Consider the following 19,312-nt stretch of genomic DNA (forward strand, 5'->3'; position numbering starts at 1 on the left):
ACCTGATAACTCTCTCGCCGAGGGGTATGCCAGGGCATCGCCAATTCAGCGGCAATTGCAGTCAAACTTTTGGTTGATGGTGTTCTTGTGGTGCTCGCCTAGGCTGGAAACGTGACCACACACTCGACACTTGCCCCGGTGTTTACCGGATTGCGCATTGGGCTGCATGCGCTGCTGCTCGGGCTCGCGGTGTTTGTGATGGTGCGCGCATATGTGGTGGCATCACCGATGGCCATGTGGGTGCTGATCGCTGGGCTCGCATTTGTTGCGGTGTATTTGCTTGGGGCGTTTGCGGCCAGGGGTGCTAGCGGTGCTGGTGCTGGTGCTGGTGCTGGTGCTGGTGCTGGCGGTGCCATGCAAAAGCGCGGATTTGCCCTCGCCTGGATCACTCTGCTCACCCTGATCTGGGCGGTGCTCGTGTGGCTCAGCCCGGAGGGTGCGTACCTTGTTTTCCCACTCTTCTTTTTGTACCTGCACATTTTGCCCGAGGTAGGCGGAGTTGCCGCGATCTTGGTTTCGACCGCATTCGCGATCTGCGCACTGGGTCTGCACCTCGGCTTCGAGCTTGGCGGAGTGATCGGGCCACTCATCGGAGCCTGCGTGGCCCTGCTCATCGGATTCACCTATCGGGCACTACGCCGCGAAGCTGATGAACGCGAGAGATTGGTAGCAGAACTGCTGCACACTCGAGCGGCGCTTGCAGCAACTGAGCGCGAGCAGGGGGCGCTGGCTGAGCGGGCGCGGCTCGCTCGCGAAATTCATGACACCGTCGCCCAGGGCCTATCTTCGATTCAAATGCTTTTGCGGGCGGCCGAACCAGACGCGGTAGAACCCGGGGCCGGCTATTTACGTTTGGCGCGCGAAACCGCGGCCGACAGCCTGGCCGACACGAGGCAGATCATTCGCGAGCTCACACCAACCAGGCTCGATGATGGCCTGGCAGCAGCGCTCGGGCGTCTCGGCGAGGACCAAACCGCGCGAACCGCGATACCCGTCACCGTACGTGCAGAAGATCTTGAACTGCCAATGGACGTACAGACCGCGCTCCTGCGGATCGCGCAGGGTGCGCTTTCGAACGCGATTCGGCACGCAGCAGCGAGCAACATCGATATTGAACTCACAGGTCTCGATCGTGCGGTGCTATTGGTCATTCGAGACGATGGAAAAGGTTTCGACGCGACGCAGGCGGTCGCCGTTTCGCATGAGGCAGGATCGTTCGGATTGCAGGCAATGCAGGAACGGGTGCGCCAACTCGACGGCACCCTGACGATCGTCTCGAATGAGGGTGGCGGCACCGAGATTCGCGCGCAGCTGCCCCTGATCGAGGCAGACGAGGGAGCAGCATGATTCGAATTGTGTTGGCAGATGATCACCCGGTGGTACGCGCCGGGCTAAGAGCCATGCTCGCCACTGCGGGAGATCTTGAAGTGGTGGCCGAAGCGGCCACGCCAGATCAAGCGGTGGATCTGGCGGCCAATTTGCTGCCGGATCTGGTGCTCATGGACCTACAATTTGGCACCGAGCAAAGCGGTGCCGATGCAACCAGACTGATCCGAGCACTGCCGGAGCAACCTGCAGTGCTCGTGCTCACCAACTACGACACCGACGGCGATATTTTGAGTGCGGTTGAGGCAGGCGCGAGTGGCTACCTACTTAAAGACGCGCCGCCAGAAGAATTGATCGCAGCGATTCGTGCCGCAGCGGCGGGGGAGACTGCCCTCGCCCCCGCCATTGCTGGCCGGCTACTTGCCCGAATGCGCTCGCCACAGCCGGTGTTGAGCGCGCGTGAACTTGAGGTGCTGCAATTAGTGGCAGACGGCTCCTCAAACGGTGTGATTGCGAGCCGACTGCACATCAGTGATGCCACCGTGAAGTCGCATCTGGTGCATATTTACACCAAGCTCGAGGTGTCTTCGCGAACAGCAGCTGTTGCCAAGGCCCGTGAGCTCGGGGTGTTGCGCTAGGTCTTAGGCGTCGAAGACCGTGCCTGACTTTGCTCGGGTATCGACACGAAGCTCGAACACGTCAGGGCGACCGTAGTGGCCTGTCACGTCGAGGTCGAAGTGCGCGCGTGTGCGATCGCTGAGGTCAATGTCTGCGTAGAGAATTGTTTCTTCCTCGTACACGGGCCCAGCCAAGACGTTTCCAAGCGGATCAATGATCACACTGCCGCCCCGAATTACCCAGTGCTCATTGCCGATCTGCGGAAGAAATTCAGTGCCCTCTGGGTAAGCCGATTTTGGTAGCGCCTGGCAGGCGGAGAGCACAAAGTTTCGACCCTCAAGAGCAATGTGAGTCATGCTCGACTGCCATGCCGGGCGGTCATCGACCGTTGGCGTGCAATACAGGTCGACGCCCTTTGCGTACATTGCCTGTCGCAGCATCGGCATGTAGTTTTCCCAGCAAATTGCCGTGCCCACCCTGCCAGCAGCGGTGTCCGCAGTGTGCAGAGTTGATCCATCGCCGAAGCCCCAAATCAATCGTTCGCTCGCAGTTGGCATCAGCTTGCGGTGGTTGCCGACCAGGCCTTGCTCTGGATCGATCAGCGCCGCTGTGCAGTAAAGCGTGTCGCCGTGGCGCTCAATAATGCCGATAACCGCGAACACCCCGGATTCTGCTGAGGCTACGCAGAGAGTTTCAATCTCGGGCCCGCTCAACGTAATGGCGCTGTCGAAATACTCGCGATACTCCTCTCGCCCAAGAGCAGTGCGTGTGCCAACCACGGTGTCGAAGCTTGCACCCTTGGGGTAGCCGCCGATAAAAGCTTCTGGGAAGACCGCGACCGTTGCGCCATTGGCACCGGCCTCACGAATCAACCGTTCTGCTTTTGCGATGGTTGCCGGCGTGCTTCCAACAACTGGGCTGGTCTGGACAACAGCGACTTTACTCATGTGTGAATTCCTTGCTGGTGGGTGCGGGATACGTGTGGTCTGCGGGAAATACCGCTTAGCCCTCGGTGATGTCGACGTCTTTTGTCTCCGGCAGCGCAAAGAACAGTGCGATACCGGCGATCGCGGCGACGGCGATCAGGTAGTAGGCAGGCGAAACGAGGTTGCCGGTTGCCTGGATCAGCGCGGCGGCGATGAGTGGGCCAGGGCCCGCGAGGATTGCATAGGCAACGTTGTGGCCGAGAGCTGCGCCAGTGCTGCGGCTTGAAGCGGGGAACACCTCAACGAGCAGGGTGACAGCCATCACCCCGGCGCAGGTGACAAAAGTCGCCAGCACAATGAGGCCAAGCAGCACGAGTGCGAAGTTGCCGGTGTTCAGCAGCATAAAGATCGGAATACCCGAGAGAGTGATGCCTGCGGCGCCGACCAGAATGACCGGGCGGCGGCCAATACGATCGCTGATTCGGCCGATCAGCGGCTGAATCGCCACGTAGTAAGCGGTAGCAATTGAACACACCCAAAGCGCTTCGACCCGTGGCATGCCCACGGCGCCCGAGAGGTGATTGTTGGCGTAGGTGACGAAATAGTACAGGCTGACCCCAAAAAGTGCCGAAAACGCGAGCGAGATTGCAAATGCTTTGATCTTGCGTGAGCGTGAGGCAACCACTTGAATCTGCTGGGTGCGACGCAGCTCGAGCTCTTTGAAAACGGGGGTGTCGTCGAGGTTTCGGCGAATGAAGATTGCAATAACCGCCATCAAAACCGAGGCGACAAATGGAATTCGCCAGCCCCAGCTGTGCAGTGCTTCTTCGCTCATCACATTGTTGAGCAGCGTCGCGGTGAGCGTGCCAACGAGGAAGGCCGCGCCTGCGGTGGCGGTCACGAGGCTTGCGTGAAGCCCACGGTGTCCCGCTGGGGCGCTTTCGCCAAGGTAGGTGGCGGCGCTTGACCACTCGCCGCCGACCATCATCCCCTGTACGCACCGCAGGGCGACGATCAGGATCGGTGCGGCGATGCCGATGGTGGCGTAGTTTGGCACAAGGCCAATCGCGGCGGTGGTGAGGCCCATGCCCATTACGGTGATCACGAGTACGGCTTTTCGGCCGGCCCGATCGCCGATGGGGCCGAGCACAAGTGCGCCGAGAGGTCGGGCTACAAAGCCGACTGCGAACACCGCAAAGGCCGAGAGCATCTCGGTGGTGGGGTTACCACTTGGGAAGAATTGCGCACCGATAATTGCCGCAAAGTAGCCGTAAACCGCGAAGTCGAACCACTCCATAAAGTTGCCGACACCGATGGCGATTTGGCGCTTTCGAATGTCTGATCGGGCAAGCTCTGGCGCACTCGAAGATTGCTCACCCGGCGGTGTGGCATTTGAGGTGTTTGTTGCGGTTGTCATAAGTGTCTCCCTTGACGAAGCAGTACTACAGGCATCTTCTCGAACTCCCGCACATTTGAGAAACAAATAGTTATTATGAGCACTATGAACATAAGTGATTTACGTGGCACCGACTTGAACCTGCTGGTCGTGTTTCACTTACTCATGCAAGAACGCAATGTGACTCGTGCCGCCGCAAAGCTGCACCTCTCGCAGAGCGCGGTCAGCGCCGCGCTCTCGCGATTGCGCAGCATTGTGCAGGATCCGCTCTTTGAACGCGGCAAAACCGGCATGGAACCTACGGCCCGAGCCAAAGAACTAGCGGGGCCGATCGCGCTCTCGCTCGGCCATCTTGCGCGAACACTGCACCCCGAAGAAGCATTCAGCCCAAGCGACTCAACGAGAACGTTCCACCTGGCAATGTCTGACGACATCGAAGCAGTCATTGCGCCATGGTTGCTGCGCCGCAGCATTGAAGCCGATTGGCAGGTGAAATTTGCGTTTCACCAGACCAACTCGAGCAAATGGCACCAATCGCTCGAAGACGAGCGGATCGACCTCGTCCTTTGCGCGACCCCAGCCGAGGTGTCGTCGCAGTATCGGAGCAAAGCAATGTTCTCGGGCAGCTATTTGTGCGTGTATTCGGAATCGCAGCGGGGTGCGTCAGGACCGCTCAGCGAAGAAGAATTCAGAGAAGCCGTGCACCTCAGGGTTTCATTTGATGCACAACGTGGCTTTATCGACGAGTTACTTGAATCGGCCGGCGTGCAGCGCCGAGTGCCGCTCTCGATAAGCCACTTCGCGGGAATCTCTACTGTGTTGCACGAGAACCCGGCGATTGTCACCCTGCCCGACTACGCGGCGAGAGCAATCGCATCGACTGCGGGCCTAACAACTTCGCCAGTGCCTCTGGCGGTGCCAACCTTCACAACATCGATGATCTGGCGCGTAGAAGCAAGCGCGAGCAACGATCGCTCTTGGCTGATGGAAGAACTACAGGCGTTTCAAGGAGCCGAACGCGTAAAAGCTGCCTCGGCCTAACTCCGCGGAGCAGCAAAACATTCCTGTGAACAGTGACTAAGTTTCACAGCGAGGTGTAGTTTTGCTTGCCTATGATTGAGGTATCAATCGTGAGTGAATTGAACGGGCAAAACGGCGTCATCGCAGTGCCCATCGAATCGCCACGATTGAGTGAGAACCGATCCAGCGACTGACCAGCTGGTACTGAACTCACAAGGTTCAGTGGCCTCCGATCAGTCGTATCGTGAACTGAGAGGTTGAATCCATTATGAAGGCAGCTCGTTACTACGACCGCGGCGATATTCGTATCGAAAACATCGAACCACAGGCCCTCGAAGCCGGAACCGTGCGGGTAGACGTCGCATGGACAGGAATATGCGGCACCGACCTGCACGAATATCTCGACGGCCCCATCTTTGTGCCAGCGCACGGACACCCACACCCAATCTCAGGTGAAGACGCACCGATTACGCTCGGCCACGAATTCTCTGGTGTCGTGTCAGAACTGGGCGAGGGCGTCACCGACCTCGCCGTCGGCGACCACGTCGTGATCGAACCGTACATTATTCGCGACAGCGTAGACACCGGCCCAGAGTCGAAGGACTACCACCTCTCGCCAGACATGAACTTCATCGGACTAGCGGGCCGCGGCGGCGGGCTCTCCGAGAACATTGTGGTGAAGAGTCGGTGGGTGCACAAGATCGATAAAGCGGTTCCACTCGACGAAGCCGCGCTAATCGAGCCACTATCAGTCGCGTACCACGCAGTGCAGCGCTCAGGCGTGGTTGCGGGCCAGACCGCAGTGGTAGGAGGAGCCGGACCAATCGGTCAACTGACCGCAGCCGTGCTGCACGCGCTCGGCGTGAAGGTAATCATCTCTGAGCTCTCGCCGCTGCGCCGCCAGAAAGCACTCGACGCTGGTGTTGCCGACGTGGCTCTCAACCCGGCAGAAGTGGACGTTGTTGCCGAGGTCAAAAAGCTCACCGACGGTAAGGGCGCAGACGTTGCCTTTGAATGCACCTCGGTTCAGGTAGTATTTGACACCCTGATGGATGCGGTGCGACCCACCGGAGTGATCGTGGTTGTCTCGATCTGGGGCAAGCCCGCAACCTTCGACATGCACAAGCTTGTGATGCGAGAGCTTGATGTGCGCGGCACCATCGGGTACGTGAACTCGCACCCAGACACCATTGCGCTCGTTGAATCCGGCAAGATCGATCTCAAGCCGTTTATCACCGGCAAGATTGCGCTCGAAGACCTGGTTGACAAGGGTTTCGACACCCTGATTAACCACAACGAGACCGCAGTGAAGATTCTCGTTTCGCCAAGCGGTAAGGGACTGTAATGGTTGGGGCGTGAGCCCCTACCTGCGCGGCGCAAAGCCCCGGCAAGAGCACTAGCTCGTCGGGGCTTTGTGCTGCCCGCGTGCCGCCCGCGTGCCGCGTGCGCGCGCCGAGTGGATACGTTGTCGTCGAATCGGTGTGAATCAGGGCGCCCCGGCGTATCCACTCAGCGACAACGTAGTCGCTCGGTGGTGGCGTATTCGCTTGGTGGCAACGTGTCCGCTTGGTGACGGCGCATTCGCTTGGTAGCGGTGTTTCTACTCGACGAATGGGGTTGGGTGCGGGCGATCCAGCGTTACCAAATTAGCAATTATGAATGCAGACCCCCATAAATAAACTAAGGTGGTGATGTTCGCCCGAATTCTGTTCGCAACCGGAGCCCCATGAAACAGCAAAACACCGCAGACCGCCCCCAGATTCCGCTGCTGCTTAGCGCGGTATTTCTCGCCTACCTGGCGCAGATGACGCTGAACCCGATCATCGCCCCGCTCGCGCGCGAGGTGGGCCTTGCCGAATGGCAGATCGGCGTCACTATCAGCGCGGCGGCAGTCATGGTCGTGCTTTCGAGTCAATTCTGGGGTCGACGTTCGCAATCGTGGGGGCGCAAGCCCGTGCTGATGGCCGCACTCGCGCTCGCCGCCATCACCATGTCGCTTTTCGCGGTTGTTGCAGCGGCAGGAATGCGTGCGGCGCTTACCGGCGGTTCACTCTTTGCGCTCTTTTTGCTCCTACGTGGCATCGGTTTTGGCACCGCAATCGCCGCTGTGCCGCCAACGGCGCAGGCCTACATCGCCGACGTCACGAGCGATGAGGTGCAGCGCGTAAAAGGACTCGCCGGGGTCGGCGCGGTGCAAGGCATCGCCATGATGGCTGGCGCCGTGCTTGGCGGTGTGCTCGCGGGATTCGGCCTACTCACCCCACTTATTGTGGTGCCAGTGCTGCTGATCGTCGGTTTTCTGCTCGTCGCATTTGGGCTGCGCCGAGAGCCGCGGCACGAACTCGTCACAAACCCGGTCAAGGTGAAGGCTAGCGACCCACGCGTCTGGCCTTTTTTGCTCGCGGGCTTTGGCATGCTGACCTCACTCGGCTGCATTCAAGTGATTGCCGGATTCATCGTGCAAGATCGCCTCATGCTCGATGCCAAACTCACCGGCCTGGTCACCGGCGGAGTGCTGCTTGCGGCGGGAGTTGGCATGGTGCTGGCACAGACCATCATCGTGCCACGCAGTTCGTGGGGGCCACCGAAACTGCTGCGAGTGGGCGCGCTGACGGCACTGATCGGCTTTCTCGTACTGATCCCAAACGCCGGTGCGGCGCTACTGGTCTTCGCGATCTTCCTCATCGGACTCGGACTCGGCATCGGGATGCCCGGCTACGCTGCTGGCCCCTCGCTACTGATGTCGCGAGAAGAGCAGGGCAGCCTCGCTGGGCTGATTGGCGCTACCAACGGGCTCACCTTTGTGGTCGCACCGACTCTGAGTACCGCACTCTACGGTTTTTGGCCGCCAGCCCCCGTGATCGTTGGCGCGATTGTGATGACCGCCGTGTTTGTGTTCGTGTTGTTGCACCCGAGATTTCGCAATCTGGCATCATTGCAGGAGTAACGCAGATTGCTAGGGGGCGCTATGGCAGAGCTTGCGCGACGGGGTCGCCCACCGCGGATCACGCGCGACGACATCGCCGCAGCCGTGCTCGAGGTGGGGTTTGCCCAGCTCACCTTTGCGGCAGTGCGTGAGCGTTTAAGCGTCGGCGAGAGTACGCTGTATCGGCACGCACCTGACCGTGATGAGCTGGTGCGAATCGGTCTTGATCGGGCGCTCGCCGAGGTGAGCTGGCCTAAGCTTGAGGGGCCCTGGCGGCCAATGCTTGAATCCTACGGTCACGCTGCTTGGCGCACGCTTGCGAAGTACCCCGGCTCGGCAACCGAGGTGGCGCGTGGGATCATTCCTGCCTCAATGGTGACTCTCTTTGATAGTGTCTGTGCCGCACTCGTTGCAGCCGGGTTCACACCAGAGCATGCGGTGCTTGCTGGTGACCTTGTGTTTGACCTGGCCACCGATAACCGCCGCGGTGTTGAGCAGCTAGACGCTCTGGTGCCTGGGACCGGACCGAAGCGTGAACAGCTGAGTGGGCACTGGCCTGAGCAGCCTTTTGCAGGCCACTCTGCCGTGCGAGAGAGTGTGCGTGCGGTGATCTTGGCCGAACCCTTTGCGTGGTTTTCGACCAAGCTTCAGGTGGTGTTGAGCGGTATTGAGAGTTCGCTTGGGCCCGCGGCTCGGGTATGAGCTGAGAACGGGATCAGGCGACACCCGCTGCGGGGTCAGCTCTATTTGAGCTGGCCCCGCAGCGGTTGCCGCCTATCGCCTGGCTATTGTTTGGCTGCCGCTTAGCTGACGCTACTCGGCGAATACGTAGAGCTTCTTGTTCGCGAACTCTTCAAGAGCGTAGCGACCAAGCTCACGGCCAAAGCCGCTTCGTTTCACGCCGCCAAACGGCAGGTGCGGCGCGTCGAGTCCAACGCCATTGATGAACACCATGCCAACCTGCAGACGGTCGCCGATTGCGACAGCACGGTCTGTGTCTTGGCAAATCACAATCGAGCCGAGACCATACGGCGAGCTATTGGCCAGTTCGACTGCTTCATCTTCATCGGCCACCCGATACAAGACCGCTGCTGGACCGAAGAGCTCCTGGGTGTACACATCCATATCTGCGGTCACGTCGCTCAGTACAGTTGGCGGGAAGAACGCGCCGTCTGCCTCAGTCGAACCGATGTGGAGTTTTGCACCCTGTTCTACGGCCCGAGAAACCTGGCTGCTCAGAAGTTCAGCGGCACGAAGTGAAGAAAGCGGACCGATGTCCTTTCCGGTGTCGGAAGCCGGGCCTGAGGTGACAGCACCCATCGCCTGAACGAACTTCTCTGCAAACTCATCGTAGAAGCGATCAAGTATGACGATGCGCTTTGATCCGTTGCAGGCTTGGCCGCTGTTTTCGATGCGGCCGCTCACAGCCATTTCGACGGCTGCGTCGAGGTTCGCTGGATCCACGACCATAAAGACGTCTGAACCACCGAGTTCGAGCACCACCTTTTTGAGGTGACGACCAGCGATTTCGGCGACGGCCGCACCGGCGCGCTCTGAGCCGGTCAATGACACGCCCTGTACGCGGGGATCTGCAATGACGCGTTCGATCTGTGAGTGCGCCGCACGAAGATTTACGTAGGATTCGCCAAAGCCAGCGTCTTTGTAAATCTGTTCAATCGCCTCAGCGGAACGTGGGCACTGCTCGGCGTGCTTCAGCAGAATTGTGTTGCCGAGGATGAGGTTTGGGGCGGCAAAGCGAGCCACCTGGTAGTAGGGGAAGTTCCAAGGCATGATGCCGAGAATTACACCCAAACCAACCCGGCGGACGAAGGCGCGACCGCCACCCTCGTTGGGGATCTCTTCGTCAGCCAGGTGCTTCACTGCCTCGTCAGCGTAGTACTGGTAGATGGAGGCGCTGAACTCAACCTCGCCGCGGGACTGCTCAACCGGCTTTCCCATTTCCTGAGCGATAATCTCGGCCAGTTCGTCAGCGCGCTCAAGGTGTAGCTCTGCAACTCTTGCGATCATTGCGGCGCGCTCTGCGCGCTGAGCGGCGTTGGTTCCGTCGTAGGCATTACCCGCCGCAGTGATGGCTGCGGTGACCTCGACATCGGTTGCGGTTGGATAGGTGGCGACTGTTTCGCCGGTTGACGGATCAACTACTTGATACTGCGACATTGCGGAATGCTCCTGTAGTGGCGGGGTGGGTTTTTGGCGCAGGGCGCGCCAAATCTTGCCAGGGCGCCTGCCGGCGACGTGGCTTCTGCCTTAGCGAAGGCGAGAAAGCTGTAGGTGTAGCCCTATTGGGCGTTAGCTAGTTCGTGAGGATGCGCGGTTTCGCTTTGAGTGCTGTTGCTCTTGCCGCTGCTCGGTACTGGAGTTGAGCTTGTGGTTGGTGGACTCGTCACCCACATCACTTCGGCGATAGAGGAACCGATGTTTTCTACCCGGTGGGGTACTGAACTGAGGTATTCGATGCTGTCGTGGGCATCCATGACATATTTGTGGTCGCCCAGTTCGAGCAAGATCTTCCCCGAAAGCACAATGAGGAACTCTTGTGATTTTCCGTGCACATAGGGATCTTGGCCGGTGGCGCCGCCTGATTCGAATCTGCCGACGTAAATCTCTACGTGCTGCACGGGTGGCTGCGCGATCACGAATTTTTCTGAACCGGAAGACAGCGGGGTCGACGGGCGCTGTGATGCCCGGAGTACTCCGTGGGTGTGGCGGGGATTGGACTCCAAAAGATCAGCTACTGGAACCCCGAGCGCGCTGGCGATTTTGCGTAGCGAGGCAACACTCGCGTTTGTGAGACCGCGCTCAAGCTGGCTTAAAAAACTGGGGCTCACCCCAGCGGCTGCTGCGATCTCTCTGAGTGTGGCGCCACGTAACTTGCGTGCCTGCGAAATTCGCGAACCCACTTCGTACCCTGCGTCCATGCTGTTCCTCTCCGAGCCGTGTTGCTGCGCCGCTACTGCGTCATCTTTGTGCAGTGAGCGCAGCACATCTGCCTGTTCAGTGGTTGACGTCACTGTACAAGCTTCTGTGCTCGCGTTTGTTGGAATGTGATTATTTCTAACAGAAAACTCCTGATTTCACGGGAGTTCTTGAGCTAATTGTTCCCAAGTTGCCATAAAAACCGATTCAACACAAGAATCAAAATTTTATCTTGACTGAACATTTTGTTCAGTATAGTTTGAACTCAACCCTCTGAGAACGCGGGGTTACTGGACAAAGGAGTTACAGGTGAAACGCATTACACAGAGCGCAGCTGTCGTCTCCCTCGCTGTGGTCCTCGCGGCGTGCAGCGGGGGAAACACAGGGGCGGCACCGGAGGATAGGGACTTCGGCACACCACAGGCAGGCGTAGTGAAGCCAGGCATTCTTGATGGAGTGACCATGGCAATCGCTGATTCTGGCGGTATTTCGCAAGAAGGCCGTACCGAAGCAGTTTGGGAACCGTTCATGGAGGAATCCGGCGCCGAGGTGGTGCAGGACTCATTCGAAGCAGCAAAACTTAAAGCAATGGTTGAGTCAGGCAACGTCACCTGGGACATTGCGAATACAACCGTGCTTGATGCCGGCCAATACTGCGGTGAACTGTACGAAAAGCTCGACTATTCGATGATCGATATTTCGAAGGTCCCAGAAGGCACTATTACCAACGACTGCATGGTGCCGACAATTAGCTACGGCTTCATCGTCGCCTACAACACAGACGCCTTCGGTCAGAACGCACCCAATAGCGCGGCAGACTTCTTCGACACAGAGAAGTTCCCCGGTAAGCGCGCGATCGGACTGAGCACATACGCAGAGCCACAGGTACTGGAATTCGCTTTGCTCGCTGAGGGCAAGGGCGAGGACCAGCGAACCGTAGCTGATATCGATGCAGCCATCGCAAAGTACAAGTCACTTGGCAACGACCTCATCACCTGGACTACGGGTGCAGAGTCGCAGCAGCAGCTTGAAAGCGGCGAAGTAGTGATGAGTCTGGTTTGGAGTTCGCGCGGATTCGGTGCGACTGATGCCGGAGCACCAATTGCACCGATGTGGGGCGACTGGATCCTCGGCGTTGATGCACTCACAGTGCCAAAGGGAGCAAAAGACCCAGAAGCAGCATTCGCGGGTCTCAACTTCTTCCTCGGCGAGCAGCAGCAGACCAAGGCAGCAGAGCTCACCTCATTCGCGCCAGTAAATGTTGATTCAAAGCCAGAACTCTCTGACACAGCGAAGATGTGGTTCATCAACGACCACCTCGACACCGGAAAAACGATTGACATGCAATTCTGGACAGAGAACTACTCCGACCTAGAGGGCGCCTGGACGAAGTGGGCATCAGGCTCCTAAGGAGCACTGTGCTTCTTGGTGCAACTATGTCACTCTCGAACGAGCTAAAGCGTGGCCCGGTATTTCGCCGGGCCACGCCCCTCTTGCTGGTGCCCGGCCTACTCGTAGTCACCTGCTTCTTCCTTGTCCCCATCATTGTCGTCGCCTGGCGGAGCATCTCTGATCCAGAAATCGGACTCAGCAACTATGCCTGGCTCGCGGAGAACGAAGTTTTTCTGCAGGTTCTAATTCGAACCTTTTTGGTTTCGAGCGTCGTCACCGCCGCCTGTGTGCTGATTGCGTACCCATACGCGTACTTGATGACCATCGTCGGTGGAACGATGCAGAAGCTCTTGCTGCTGTTTGTATTGATGCCACTTTGGACGAGCATCCTGGTACGAACGCTCGCCTGGATGGTGCTGCTGCAAGACTCAGGGCCAATTAACGACGTGCTTGAGTTTGTCGGAATTGGGCGACAGCCACTGATCCGGACGACCTTTGGTGTTGGTCTCGGCATGCTGCAGGTGCTTCTTCCATTTATGGTGCTGCCTCTCTACTCAGCAATGCTTGGCATTGATACCCGATTGGTGCCTGCTGCACGGAGCCTTGGAGCCCACCCGGTAACCGCATTCTTTAAGGTTTACCTGCCGCTTTCATTGCCCGGAGTTGCTAGCGGAGCTACCACCGTATTCATTCTTGGTCTCGGCTTCTACATTGTGCCGGCGCTGCTCGGATCGCCGCAGACGACAATGCTTTCCGCTTTGATTTATCAGCAATTTTCGGCGTTCTTGGATTGGGGCCACGGCTCTGCCATGGGAATCGCGCTGTTGTTGCTCACAGCGGTGCTGCTCGGTGTGCTGCAACTCATCACTGGAAGCGCTCGCCGTCGTGCCGCTAGGGGGAAGAAGTGAAACTCAAGATTGCGCTTTCGGTTTTTGCCGTCATCGTTGTGGTCTGGTTGGTCGCCCCGACACTGGTAATCATTCCGATTTCTTTTACCGATCAGGCCTCATTCAATTTCCCGCCAAAGGGCTGGTCGCTGCGCTGGTATGAAAACTTTTTCACCGACAAGGGTTGGCTGAAGTCATTCTGGGCCTCGGCGCAGGTGGCGGTAGTCACCTCGATCGTTGCCACGATTGCGGGTGTTTGTGCAGCACTTGGCCTGGTGAAAATGAAGCCGAAGTGGGCCGCTGCGGTGCAGCAGTACTTTATGCTGCCGCTGCTGGTTCCAGGCATTGTGATCGCCATTGGGCTCTACGCAATTTTTCTCAACACGGGCTTGCTTGGCACGCTGCCGGGCTTCGTGCTTGCGCACACGGTTGTTTCACTTCCGCTAGTGCTCACAAATGTGTTGGCGAGTCTTCGCGGTGTCGACGGCCGGTTATCAGATGCGGCGGCGAGCCTCGGCGCAAACCGATGGGATACCTTCCGACTGGTGACGTTGCCGCTGATCGCCCCGGGCGTGCTGTCTGGTGCGCTGCTGGCATTCGTGACCTCGTTTGATGAGGTTATCTTGTCGCTCTTCATCCAGACCCCTTACCTACAAACCATGCCGGTGAAGATCTTCCGCTCTGTCACGAAAGACACTGACCCAACCGTTGCTGCAGTCTCCGTCATGGTGATGCTGGTATCGGTCACGATCATGCTGCTTGCGCAGTTTTCCGGGCGGGGTAGCCGAGGGGCGGCGGTCTCTCGATGAACGACACCGCACTCGCAGATTCCGTCTCGAAGAACAGAGGAGACTTCAACATGACACAGGCAGTATTTTCAAACGCTGAGCCGGTTTCGCCCAACTCTTCGAACGTTGGCGTGCGACTCACCGATGTCACTAAACGCTATGGGGACAAGGCGGTAGTCGACAACATCAGTATCGACATCAATCGGGGTGAGTTTGTTACTTTTCTTGGACCAAGCGGATCAGGAAAAACAACCACTCTGAGCATGATCGCTGGCTTTACGCAGGTGACTGAGGGGCAAATCGAGATACATGACCGCTCCGTTGCAACTGTGCCTCCGCACAAACGCGACATCGGGATGGTCTTTCAGAACTACGCGTTGTTCCCGCACCGAACGGTAGCTGGAAACGTGGCGTTCCCGCTTGAGCGCCGAAGAATTGCAAAACCAGAGCGTAAGCGCATGGTCGATGAAGCGCTTGAAATGGTGCATATGACGGAGTACGCGGATCGCTCTCCCAAGGAACTCAGCGGTGGTCAGCAGCAGCGAGTCGCACTCGCTCGTGCTCTCGTCTACAACCCTGCAGTGCTACTGATGGATGAGCCTCTGGGTGCTTTGGATAAAAAACTGCGTGATTGGCTGCAAAGCGAGATCAAGCGTATTCACCTTGAAGTGAAGTCGACCTTTTTGTACGTTACTCACGATCAAGAAGAAGCGCTCTCGCTCTCTGATCGAATCGCCGTGTTTAACAACGGAAAAATTGAGCAGCTCGGTACGCCACAGGAGCTGTACCAGGCTCCAAAGACCCTGTTTGTTGGCACCTTCGTTGGGGACTCCACTCTTGTACGAGGTGCAGGTTTTGCTGCGACCAACGGGTTCTCGTCGGGTACCGCATTCGGAAAGGCCGTGGCCGGGAAGGGGAGCTTGGCTGGGGATCAGGGAGCGGTATTGATCAGACCGGAGAAGCTGCAGCTGCGCCCCGTGGAATCGTCAATTGCAAATGGCGACTGCGCGATCTCCGTGATCGTACGCACTGCTACTTATCTCGGTAATGCTTGGAGGTATGAGCTGATTCTTCCTGATGGCAGCGCGGGCATGGCGAAATCGGAATACGAGGTAGTTCAAGCAGTCGCGGGTCAGGCAATGCTTGCCACCTGGCGTCCGGAAGATGCTGTCGTGCTCGAAGACGACGGTAGCGCCGGTGAGTTTCTCACCTAAGTATTGAACGCCTAAACGTTCTGGCGGGCACGCCGATCTTGCGGAGAAAGAAAAAGAGGATCCAATGAAGGAAACCGCCTACTGGCTGGACACGGCAAACCCGAGCGTGCCAACTCCTGATGTCGCTGACTCTGCGGCTGTTGATGTGATCGTGGTGGGGGCAGGGCTCACCGGCATGTCTTGCGCCTATCATTTGGCTCAACGCGGAGCGAGTGTGCGGGTCCTTGAATCGCACACCATCGGCTGGGGAGCCTCGGGGCGCAACGGGGGAATGGCCACAACTGGTTTGTCAATTTCGCTGAGAAAAGCCGTGCAGCGATTTGGAGCAGATCGGGCCGTTGCTATGCGCCAGCGCTACAACGATGCCATCGACCTGATTGAGCAGATTTCGATTGATGAGGGCGGTGACGCAGAGTTTCGTCGGGCTGGACTGCTGAATCTTGCGGCTCGCCAGAGTCACCTCGACGGCTATCAACGAGAAGCCGAATTGATCAGTGAACTTACCGGGTATGAAGCTCACTACCTCGACCAGGCAGGCGTGCGTGAAGAGATTGGGGCTGACCGCTACTTTGGTGGCATGCTCGATCCGCTGGGAGCGAGTGTGCACCCTGCGAAGTTTTTGTCGATACTCGCAAATGGAGCGGTCTCGCGAGGTGCGCGGATCCATGAAAACACACCGGTTACCAAAGTGGAACGCACCTCGAACGGTGGCCACCGAGTGCACACTTCGAGTGGCACGTTTGAATCTGCGCAATTGGTTGTCGCAACGGGGGCATATTCTAAGAAACCGTTTTCTTGGTTGCAGCGCCGCTTCGCGCCTGTCGGAAGCTTCGTGATTGTTACCGAACCCTTGGGGGCAGAGCTTGCTGCGTCATTGCTGCCAAATCGCAGGGTGTGTTCGGACAGCAAGGAGCTGTTGAACTACTTCAGACTCACCGAAGATAATCGTCTGGCATTTGGCGGTCGAGCACGGTTCTTGAGCCGCGACGTTGCAGCTGACCGCAAGAGCGGTGAAATCTTGCAACGTGAAATGGTTGAACTCTTTCCGCAGTTGCGTGATGTTTCTGTTGAATACGCTTGGGGCGGGCTGGTTGACATCAGCCTCGACCGGATGGTTCACTCTGGTCAGCGTGACGGCTATTGGTTCTCGCAGGGGTACACGGGCCACGGCGTTCAGATGGCCACTTACATGGGAAAGATCCTCGCCGGTAATGTGAGCGGGGATCGCGATAACCCTTGGGCCGAGCTACCTCATCCTGCGATTCCGGGGCATGTGGGCTGGCCCTGGTTTGTGCCGGTGGCTGGGATCTATTATGCGGCTCTTGATCGGTTCTCAAAGTGAGCCGTTCACTCACCGGGCAACGTGCGGCACCATACGCCGAAGCGCTGCAGGCGCACCGTGATCGAAACGGTTTGCCGTTTATGATTCCCGGTCACTCTGCGGGGCAGTCGGGTGGTTCTGAGCGACTAAGCGATTTTTTGGGTGAGCGAGCGCTGAGACTTGATATCCCACAGTTGGTAGAAGGTATTGATCTTGGGCCAGGGAACGCGTTTTCGCGGGCCCGGACACTTGCCGCTGCGGCTTGGGACGCGAGGACCACCTGGTTTCTTACCAATGGAGCCTCTCAGGGAAACCGCATGGCTGTGCAAGCGTTGCGCATGCTTGGCGAGCGAATTCTCGTGCAACGCAGCTGCCACTCGAGTGTCTATGACGGCTTGGTGATGTCTGGGGCGGAACCCAGCTACCTTTTCCCTGTCACCGACGCTGAGCACGGTATCGCGCACGGTGTCACTGCAGCTGAGGTCGAACGCGAGCTTGCCGAGGCTGCGGCCAAGGGCGATCCGTATTCAGGTTTAGTGATTGTCTCGCCCAGTTACTTTGGGGTCGTTGCTGACATTCCCGCTATTGCAGAGAGCTGCCACCGGCACGGCGCCGCTCTGGTGGTTGACGCGTCTTGGGGTGCGCATTTTGGGTTCCATTCTGAGCTGCCCGAATCGCCAACACGGCAGGGTGCCGATGTTGTACTCTCGAGCATTCATAAGCTCGGCGGCAGCCTCACTCAGACTGCTTTTCTGCACCTTTGCGAGGGGCCGTTCGCAGGGAAACTTGAACCGGCGCTTGAGGCTGCGTACCGCCTCACTGAGTCGACGAGTCTGAACTCGCTGCTGCTCGCTTCGCTCGATATTGCAAGGTCAGAACTTGCCACTGAGGGTGACGCACTGGCAGCTTCGCTCGCCGCTGCTCGTGAACTTCGCAGCCTGGTCGACCGTACACCGGGGTTGAGGATCGCTGAGCCGGACTTTTTGAGGAGCGCAGGGGCGACGGAGATTGATCCGCTGCATGTTTCTATCGATGTGCGTGGCCTTGGGGTTTCGGGTCCCGAGATGAAAACTCGCCTTGCGCGAGCGGCAGCGCCGGTGTTTGTCGAGATTGCTTCGCCGACAGTGATTGTCGCGCTTATTGGGCCGCGGAGTTCTCCCGATGTCTCGGGGCTGGTGGCGGCGTTGGTTCGAGCTGGCGAAACAGGCGCTGGCTCGAACCGGGACTCTGCTGAGTCTGAGCTTGTCAAAAGAATTGCTGCGCCGCGCCCGGGGCGTGGCGCGTTGACCCCGCGGGAGGCCTATCTCGCGCCGAGCGAGTCGGTGCGAGCAGCTGAAGCAGTGGGGCGGGTTGCAGCGACGATGTTGGCGGCATACCCGCCGGGTATCCCGAACGTGGTTCCGGGTGAGGTGCTCACCGAAGATACTCTTGCCTATTTGGCCGATATTTCGACGCTGCCAAGCGCGTATGTGCGTGGCGCTGAAGACCCTCGGTTTGACAGGGTGCGCGTGCTTATCGACCAGACCATCAGCTAGTTCGTTGCAGGGTAGCCCGGAGTCGACTAGCCGCTTCTTCGGCCGTGCAAAGATCGGCCATCGTGACGGTGCCTGTTGCCTCGTCTCGTTGGCTGCGCGCAAATGCTCGCTCTGCGGCGAAAGCTGCGAGTACCCCGGTCGCGTGTGACTGGCCGTGGCCTTCGGCGGCGATGGTCTCCCCGGTTCTGCGGTTTGCTGCGAAGATGCGCCAGTCTTCTGAACCGATTGGTGGCACCGCGTTCATGAGGCTGGCGAGGCGTGGCATTCGTGCGAGTAATGCGAGCGAGGTGGTCATGCTTGCGCTGCTGAGGGCCAGGTAGCTGCGTATGAGGGTGCCATTTTTGGCGCCGAGGATCACCTGGTCTGGAAAATCCGCGCGCAGGTGGGTGCGCGATCGTCCGGCGAGGCCGGGTAGTTTTTTTGATTCCCGGAAGTTGAGCACCTTCGCGGGTGCTTCTACCGGTTGGTAGATCGCTGCGCCGATGAGTGATTCGGTCCATTCCATTGCGGCGGCTCCGTGTTTTTCACCTGATCCGAGAGTCACGCCGAGGTCAAGGTTGTCGCCGGGTCTTGAATCGAGAGCTGCGAGTAGGATCGTGCTCAGTCCGGGGGCGATACCGGCGCCGAGCACGAGCGAGTGCTGTGGGCGGCTCTCGTGAGTTCTCTCGCTGACTGCTTTTTCGAGGGCGTCAAGGTAGCGCCCGGTGGCTGAGATCTCGATGAATGGCGCGCGCACTGCGAGTTCGGCGAGTTCGATGTCTTCGCGGCCGGAAGCGTTTACGATGACATCGCCTTTGTGAAGCTCGGCGAGCAGCGTTTCACGACCCGTTGCTGTTGATATGTCTGCCTGCAGTTCGTTTTCTTTGCCGCGGCCAACGCTCACGGTTTGGTGATTTTGGTGTTTGAGTTCGGCGACCGTTTCGCGACCAACCGCGCCTCGTGCTCCGAGTACGAGTGCGCGCATTCGCGGCTGCTCGGGGGAGCTGGATGGGCCTGTTCCGGTTGGGTTGGACGGCATATGAAAAT

Annotated in this window: 17 protein-coding genes; 12 read left to right on the forward strand and 5 right to left on the reverse strand. The window is 58.6% G+C overall.

Annotated elements, in window-relative coordinates:
* The first annotated feature begins 111 nt into the window (after nucleotides 1-111).
* Together QBL02_RS10685 and QBL02_RS10690 are read left to right on the forward strand one after the other, a co-directional pair.
* Nucleotides 112-1,347, forward strand: coding sequence for a sensor histidine kinase (locus tag QBL02_RS10685; protein WP_282726421.1), 1,236 nt, complete (start codon nucleotides 112-114; stop codon nucleotides 1,345-1,347).
* On the forward strand, nucleotides 1,344-1,964 hold the full coding sequence (locus QBL02_RS10690) for a response regulator transcription factor (RefSeq protein WP_282726422.1): 621 nt from the start codon (nucleotides 1,344-1,346) through the stop codon (nucleotides 1,962-1,964). The genes QBL02_RS10685 and QBL02_RS10690 overlap by 4 nt, the downstream gene beginning before the upstream one ends.
* Nucleotides 1,965-1,967: 3 nt before the next feature.
* On the opposite strand, the gene QBL02_RS10695 is transcribed toward QBL02_RS10690, so the two are convergent.
* Together QBL02_RS10695 and QBL02_RS10700 are read right to left on the reverse strand one after the other, a co-directional pair.
* Nucleotides 1,968-2,891, reverse strand: coding sequence for a carbon-nitrogen hydrolase family protein (locus QBL02_RS10695; protein ID WP_282726423.1), 924 nt, complete (start codon nucleotides 2,889-2,891; stop codon nucleotides 1,968-1,970).
* 55 nt (nucleotides 2,892-2,946) lie between these two features.
* Nucleotides 2,947-4,287, reverse strand: a complete 1,341-nt coding sequence (locus QBL02_RS10700) for an MFS transporter (protein WP_282726424.1) — start codon at nucleotides 4,285-4,287, stop codon at nucleotides 2,947-2,949.
* Between the two features lie 84 nt (nucleotides 4,288-4,371).
* Here QBL02_RS10700 and QBL02_RS10705 point away from each other — a divergent pair, with 84 nt between their 5' ends.
* The 4 genes from QBL02_RS10705 (at nucleotide 4,372) to QBL02_RS10720 (ending at nucleotide 8,914) form a co-directional block, all read left to right on the forward strand.
* A complete protein-coding gene (locus QBL02_RS10705) occupies nucleotides 4,372-5,307 on the forward strand; it encodes a LysR family transcriptional regulator (protein WP_282726425.1) in 936 nt (311 codons plus the stop codon).
* Between the two features lie 247 nt (nucleotides 5,308-5,554).
* On the forward strand, nucleotides 5,555-6,631 hold the full coding sequence (locus QBL02_RS10710; protein ID WP_282726426.1) for a 2,3-butanediol dehydrogenase: 1,077 nt from the start codon (nucleotides 5,555-5,557) through the stop codon (nucleotides 6,629-6,631).
* A gap of 381 nt (nucleotides 6,632-7,012) precedes the next feature.
* Nucleotides 7,013-8,233 (forward strand): MFS transporter, encoded by a 1,221-nt coding sequence (locus QBL02_RS10715; RefSeq protein WP_282726427.1) that lies wholly within the window; start codon nucleotides 7,013-7,015, stop codon nucleotides 8,231-8,233.
* A 21-nt stretch (nucleotides 8,234-8,254) separates the two neighbouring features.
* Nucleotides 8,255-8,914, forward strand: a complete 660-nt coding sequence (locus QBL02_RS10720) for a TetR/AcrR family transcriptional regulator C-terminal domain-containing protein (RefSeq protein WP_282726428.1) — start codon at nucleotides 8,255-8,257, stop codon at nucleotides 8,912-8,914.
* A 111-nt stretch (nucleotides 8,915-9,025) separates the two neighbouring features.
* Here QBL02_RS10720 and QBL02_RS10725 read toward each other — a convergent pair whose 3' ends face one another.
* Together QBL02_RS10725 and QBL02_RS10730 are read right to left on the reverse strand one after the other, a co-directional pair.
* Nucleotides 9,026-10,390 (reverse strand): NAD-dependent succinate-semialdehyde dehydrogenase, encoded by a 1,365-nt coding sequence (locus QBL02_RS10725; protein ID WP_282726429.1) that lies wholly within the window; start codon nucleotides 10,388-10,390, stop codon nucleotides 9,026-9,028.
* A 122-nt stretch (nucleotides 10,391-10,512) separates the two neighbouring features.
* Complete coding sequence (locus QBL02_RS10730) at nucleotides 10,513-11,244, reverse strand: XRE family transcriptional regulator (RefSeq protein WP_282726430.1); 732 nt, start codon at nucleotides 11,242-11,244, stop codon at nucleotides 10,513-10,515.
* A 214-nt stretch (nucleotides 11,245-11,458) separates the two neighbouring features.
* Here QBL02_RS10730 and QBL02_RS10735 point away from each other — a divergent pair, with 214 nt between their 5' ends.
* From QBL02_RS10735 to QBL02_RS10760, 6 genes are all read left to right on the forward strand, one after another.
* Nucleotides 11,459-12,559, forward strand: a complete 1,101-nt coding sequence (locus QBL02_RS10735) for an extracellular solute-binding protein (protein ID WP_282726431.1) — start codon at nucleotides 11,459-11,461, stop codon at nucleotides 12,557-12,559.
* 8 nt (nucleotides 12,560-12,567) lie between these two features.
* Nucleotides 12,568-13,449, forward strand: a complete 882-nt coding sequence (locus tag QBL02_RS10740) for an ABC transporter permease (RefSeq protein WP_282726432.1) — start codon at nucleotides 12,568-12,570, stop codon at nucleotides 13,447-13,449.
* Nucleotides 13,446-14,237: an ABC transporter permease gene (locus QBL02_RS10745; protein ID WP_282726433.1), complete on the forward strand. Its 792-nt coding sequence runs from the start codon at nucleotides 13,446-13,448 to the stop codon at nucleotides 14,235-14,237. The genes QBL02_RS10740 and QBL02_RS10745 overlap by 4 nt, the downstream gene beginning before the upstream one ends.
* A gap of 50 nt (nucleotides 14,238-14,287) precedes the next feature.
* The gene (locus tag QBL02_RS10750) at nucleotides 14,288-15,430 is read left to right on the forward strand and encodes an ABC transporter ATP-binding protein (RefSeq protein ID WP_282726434.1); all 1,143 of its coding nucleotides are present in this window, start codon (nucleotides 14,288-14,290) and stop codon (nucleotides 15,428-15,430) included.
* 64 nt (nucleotides 15,431-15,494) lie between these two features.
* Nucleotides 15,495-16,772 carry an FAD-binding oxidoreductase gene (locus QBL02_RS10755; protein ID WP_282726435.1) on the forward strand — a complete coding sequence of 426 codons (1,278 nt, stop codon included), beginning with the start codon at nucleotides 15,495-15,497 and terminating at the stop codon, nucleotides 16,770-16,772.
* Nucleotides 16,769-18,286 (forward strand): aminotransferase class I/II-fold pyridoxal phosphate-dependent enzyme, encoded by a 1,518-nt coding sequence (locus QBL02_RS10760; RefSeq protein WP_282726436.1) that lies wholly within the window; start codon nucleotides 16,769-16,771, stop codon nucleotides 18,284-18,286. The genes QBL02_RS10755 and QBL02_RS10760 overlap by 4 nt, the downstream gene beginning before the upstream one ends.
* Here QBL02_RS10760 and QBL02_RS10765 read toward each other — a convergent pair.
* Nucleotides 18,279-19,304: a sugar nucleotide-binding protein gene (locus QBL02_RS10765; RefSeq protein WP_282726437.1), complete on the reverse strand. Its 1,026-nt coding sequence runs from the start codon at nucleotides 19,302-19,304 to the stop codon at nucleotides 18,279-18,281. The two genes, QBL02_RS10760 and QBL02_RS10765, sit on opposite strands and share 8 nt — an antisense overlap.
* Between the last annotated feature and the right edge of the window lie 8 nt (nucleotides 19,305-19,312).

The organism is Leucobacter sp. UT-8R-CII-1-4 (genome assembly GCF_030010235.1).
Lineage (GTDB): Bacteria > Actinomycetota > Actinomycetes > Actinomycetales > Microbacteriaceae > Leucobacter.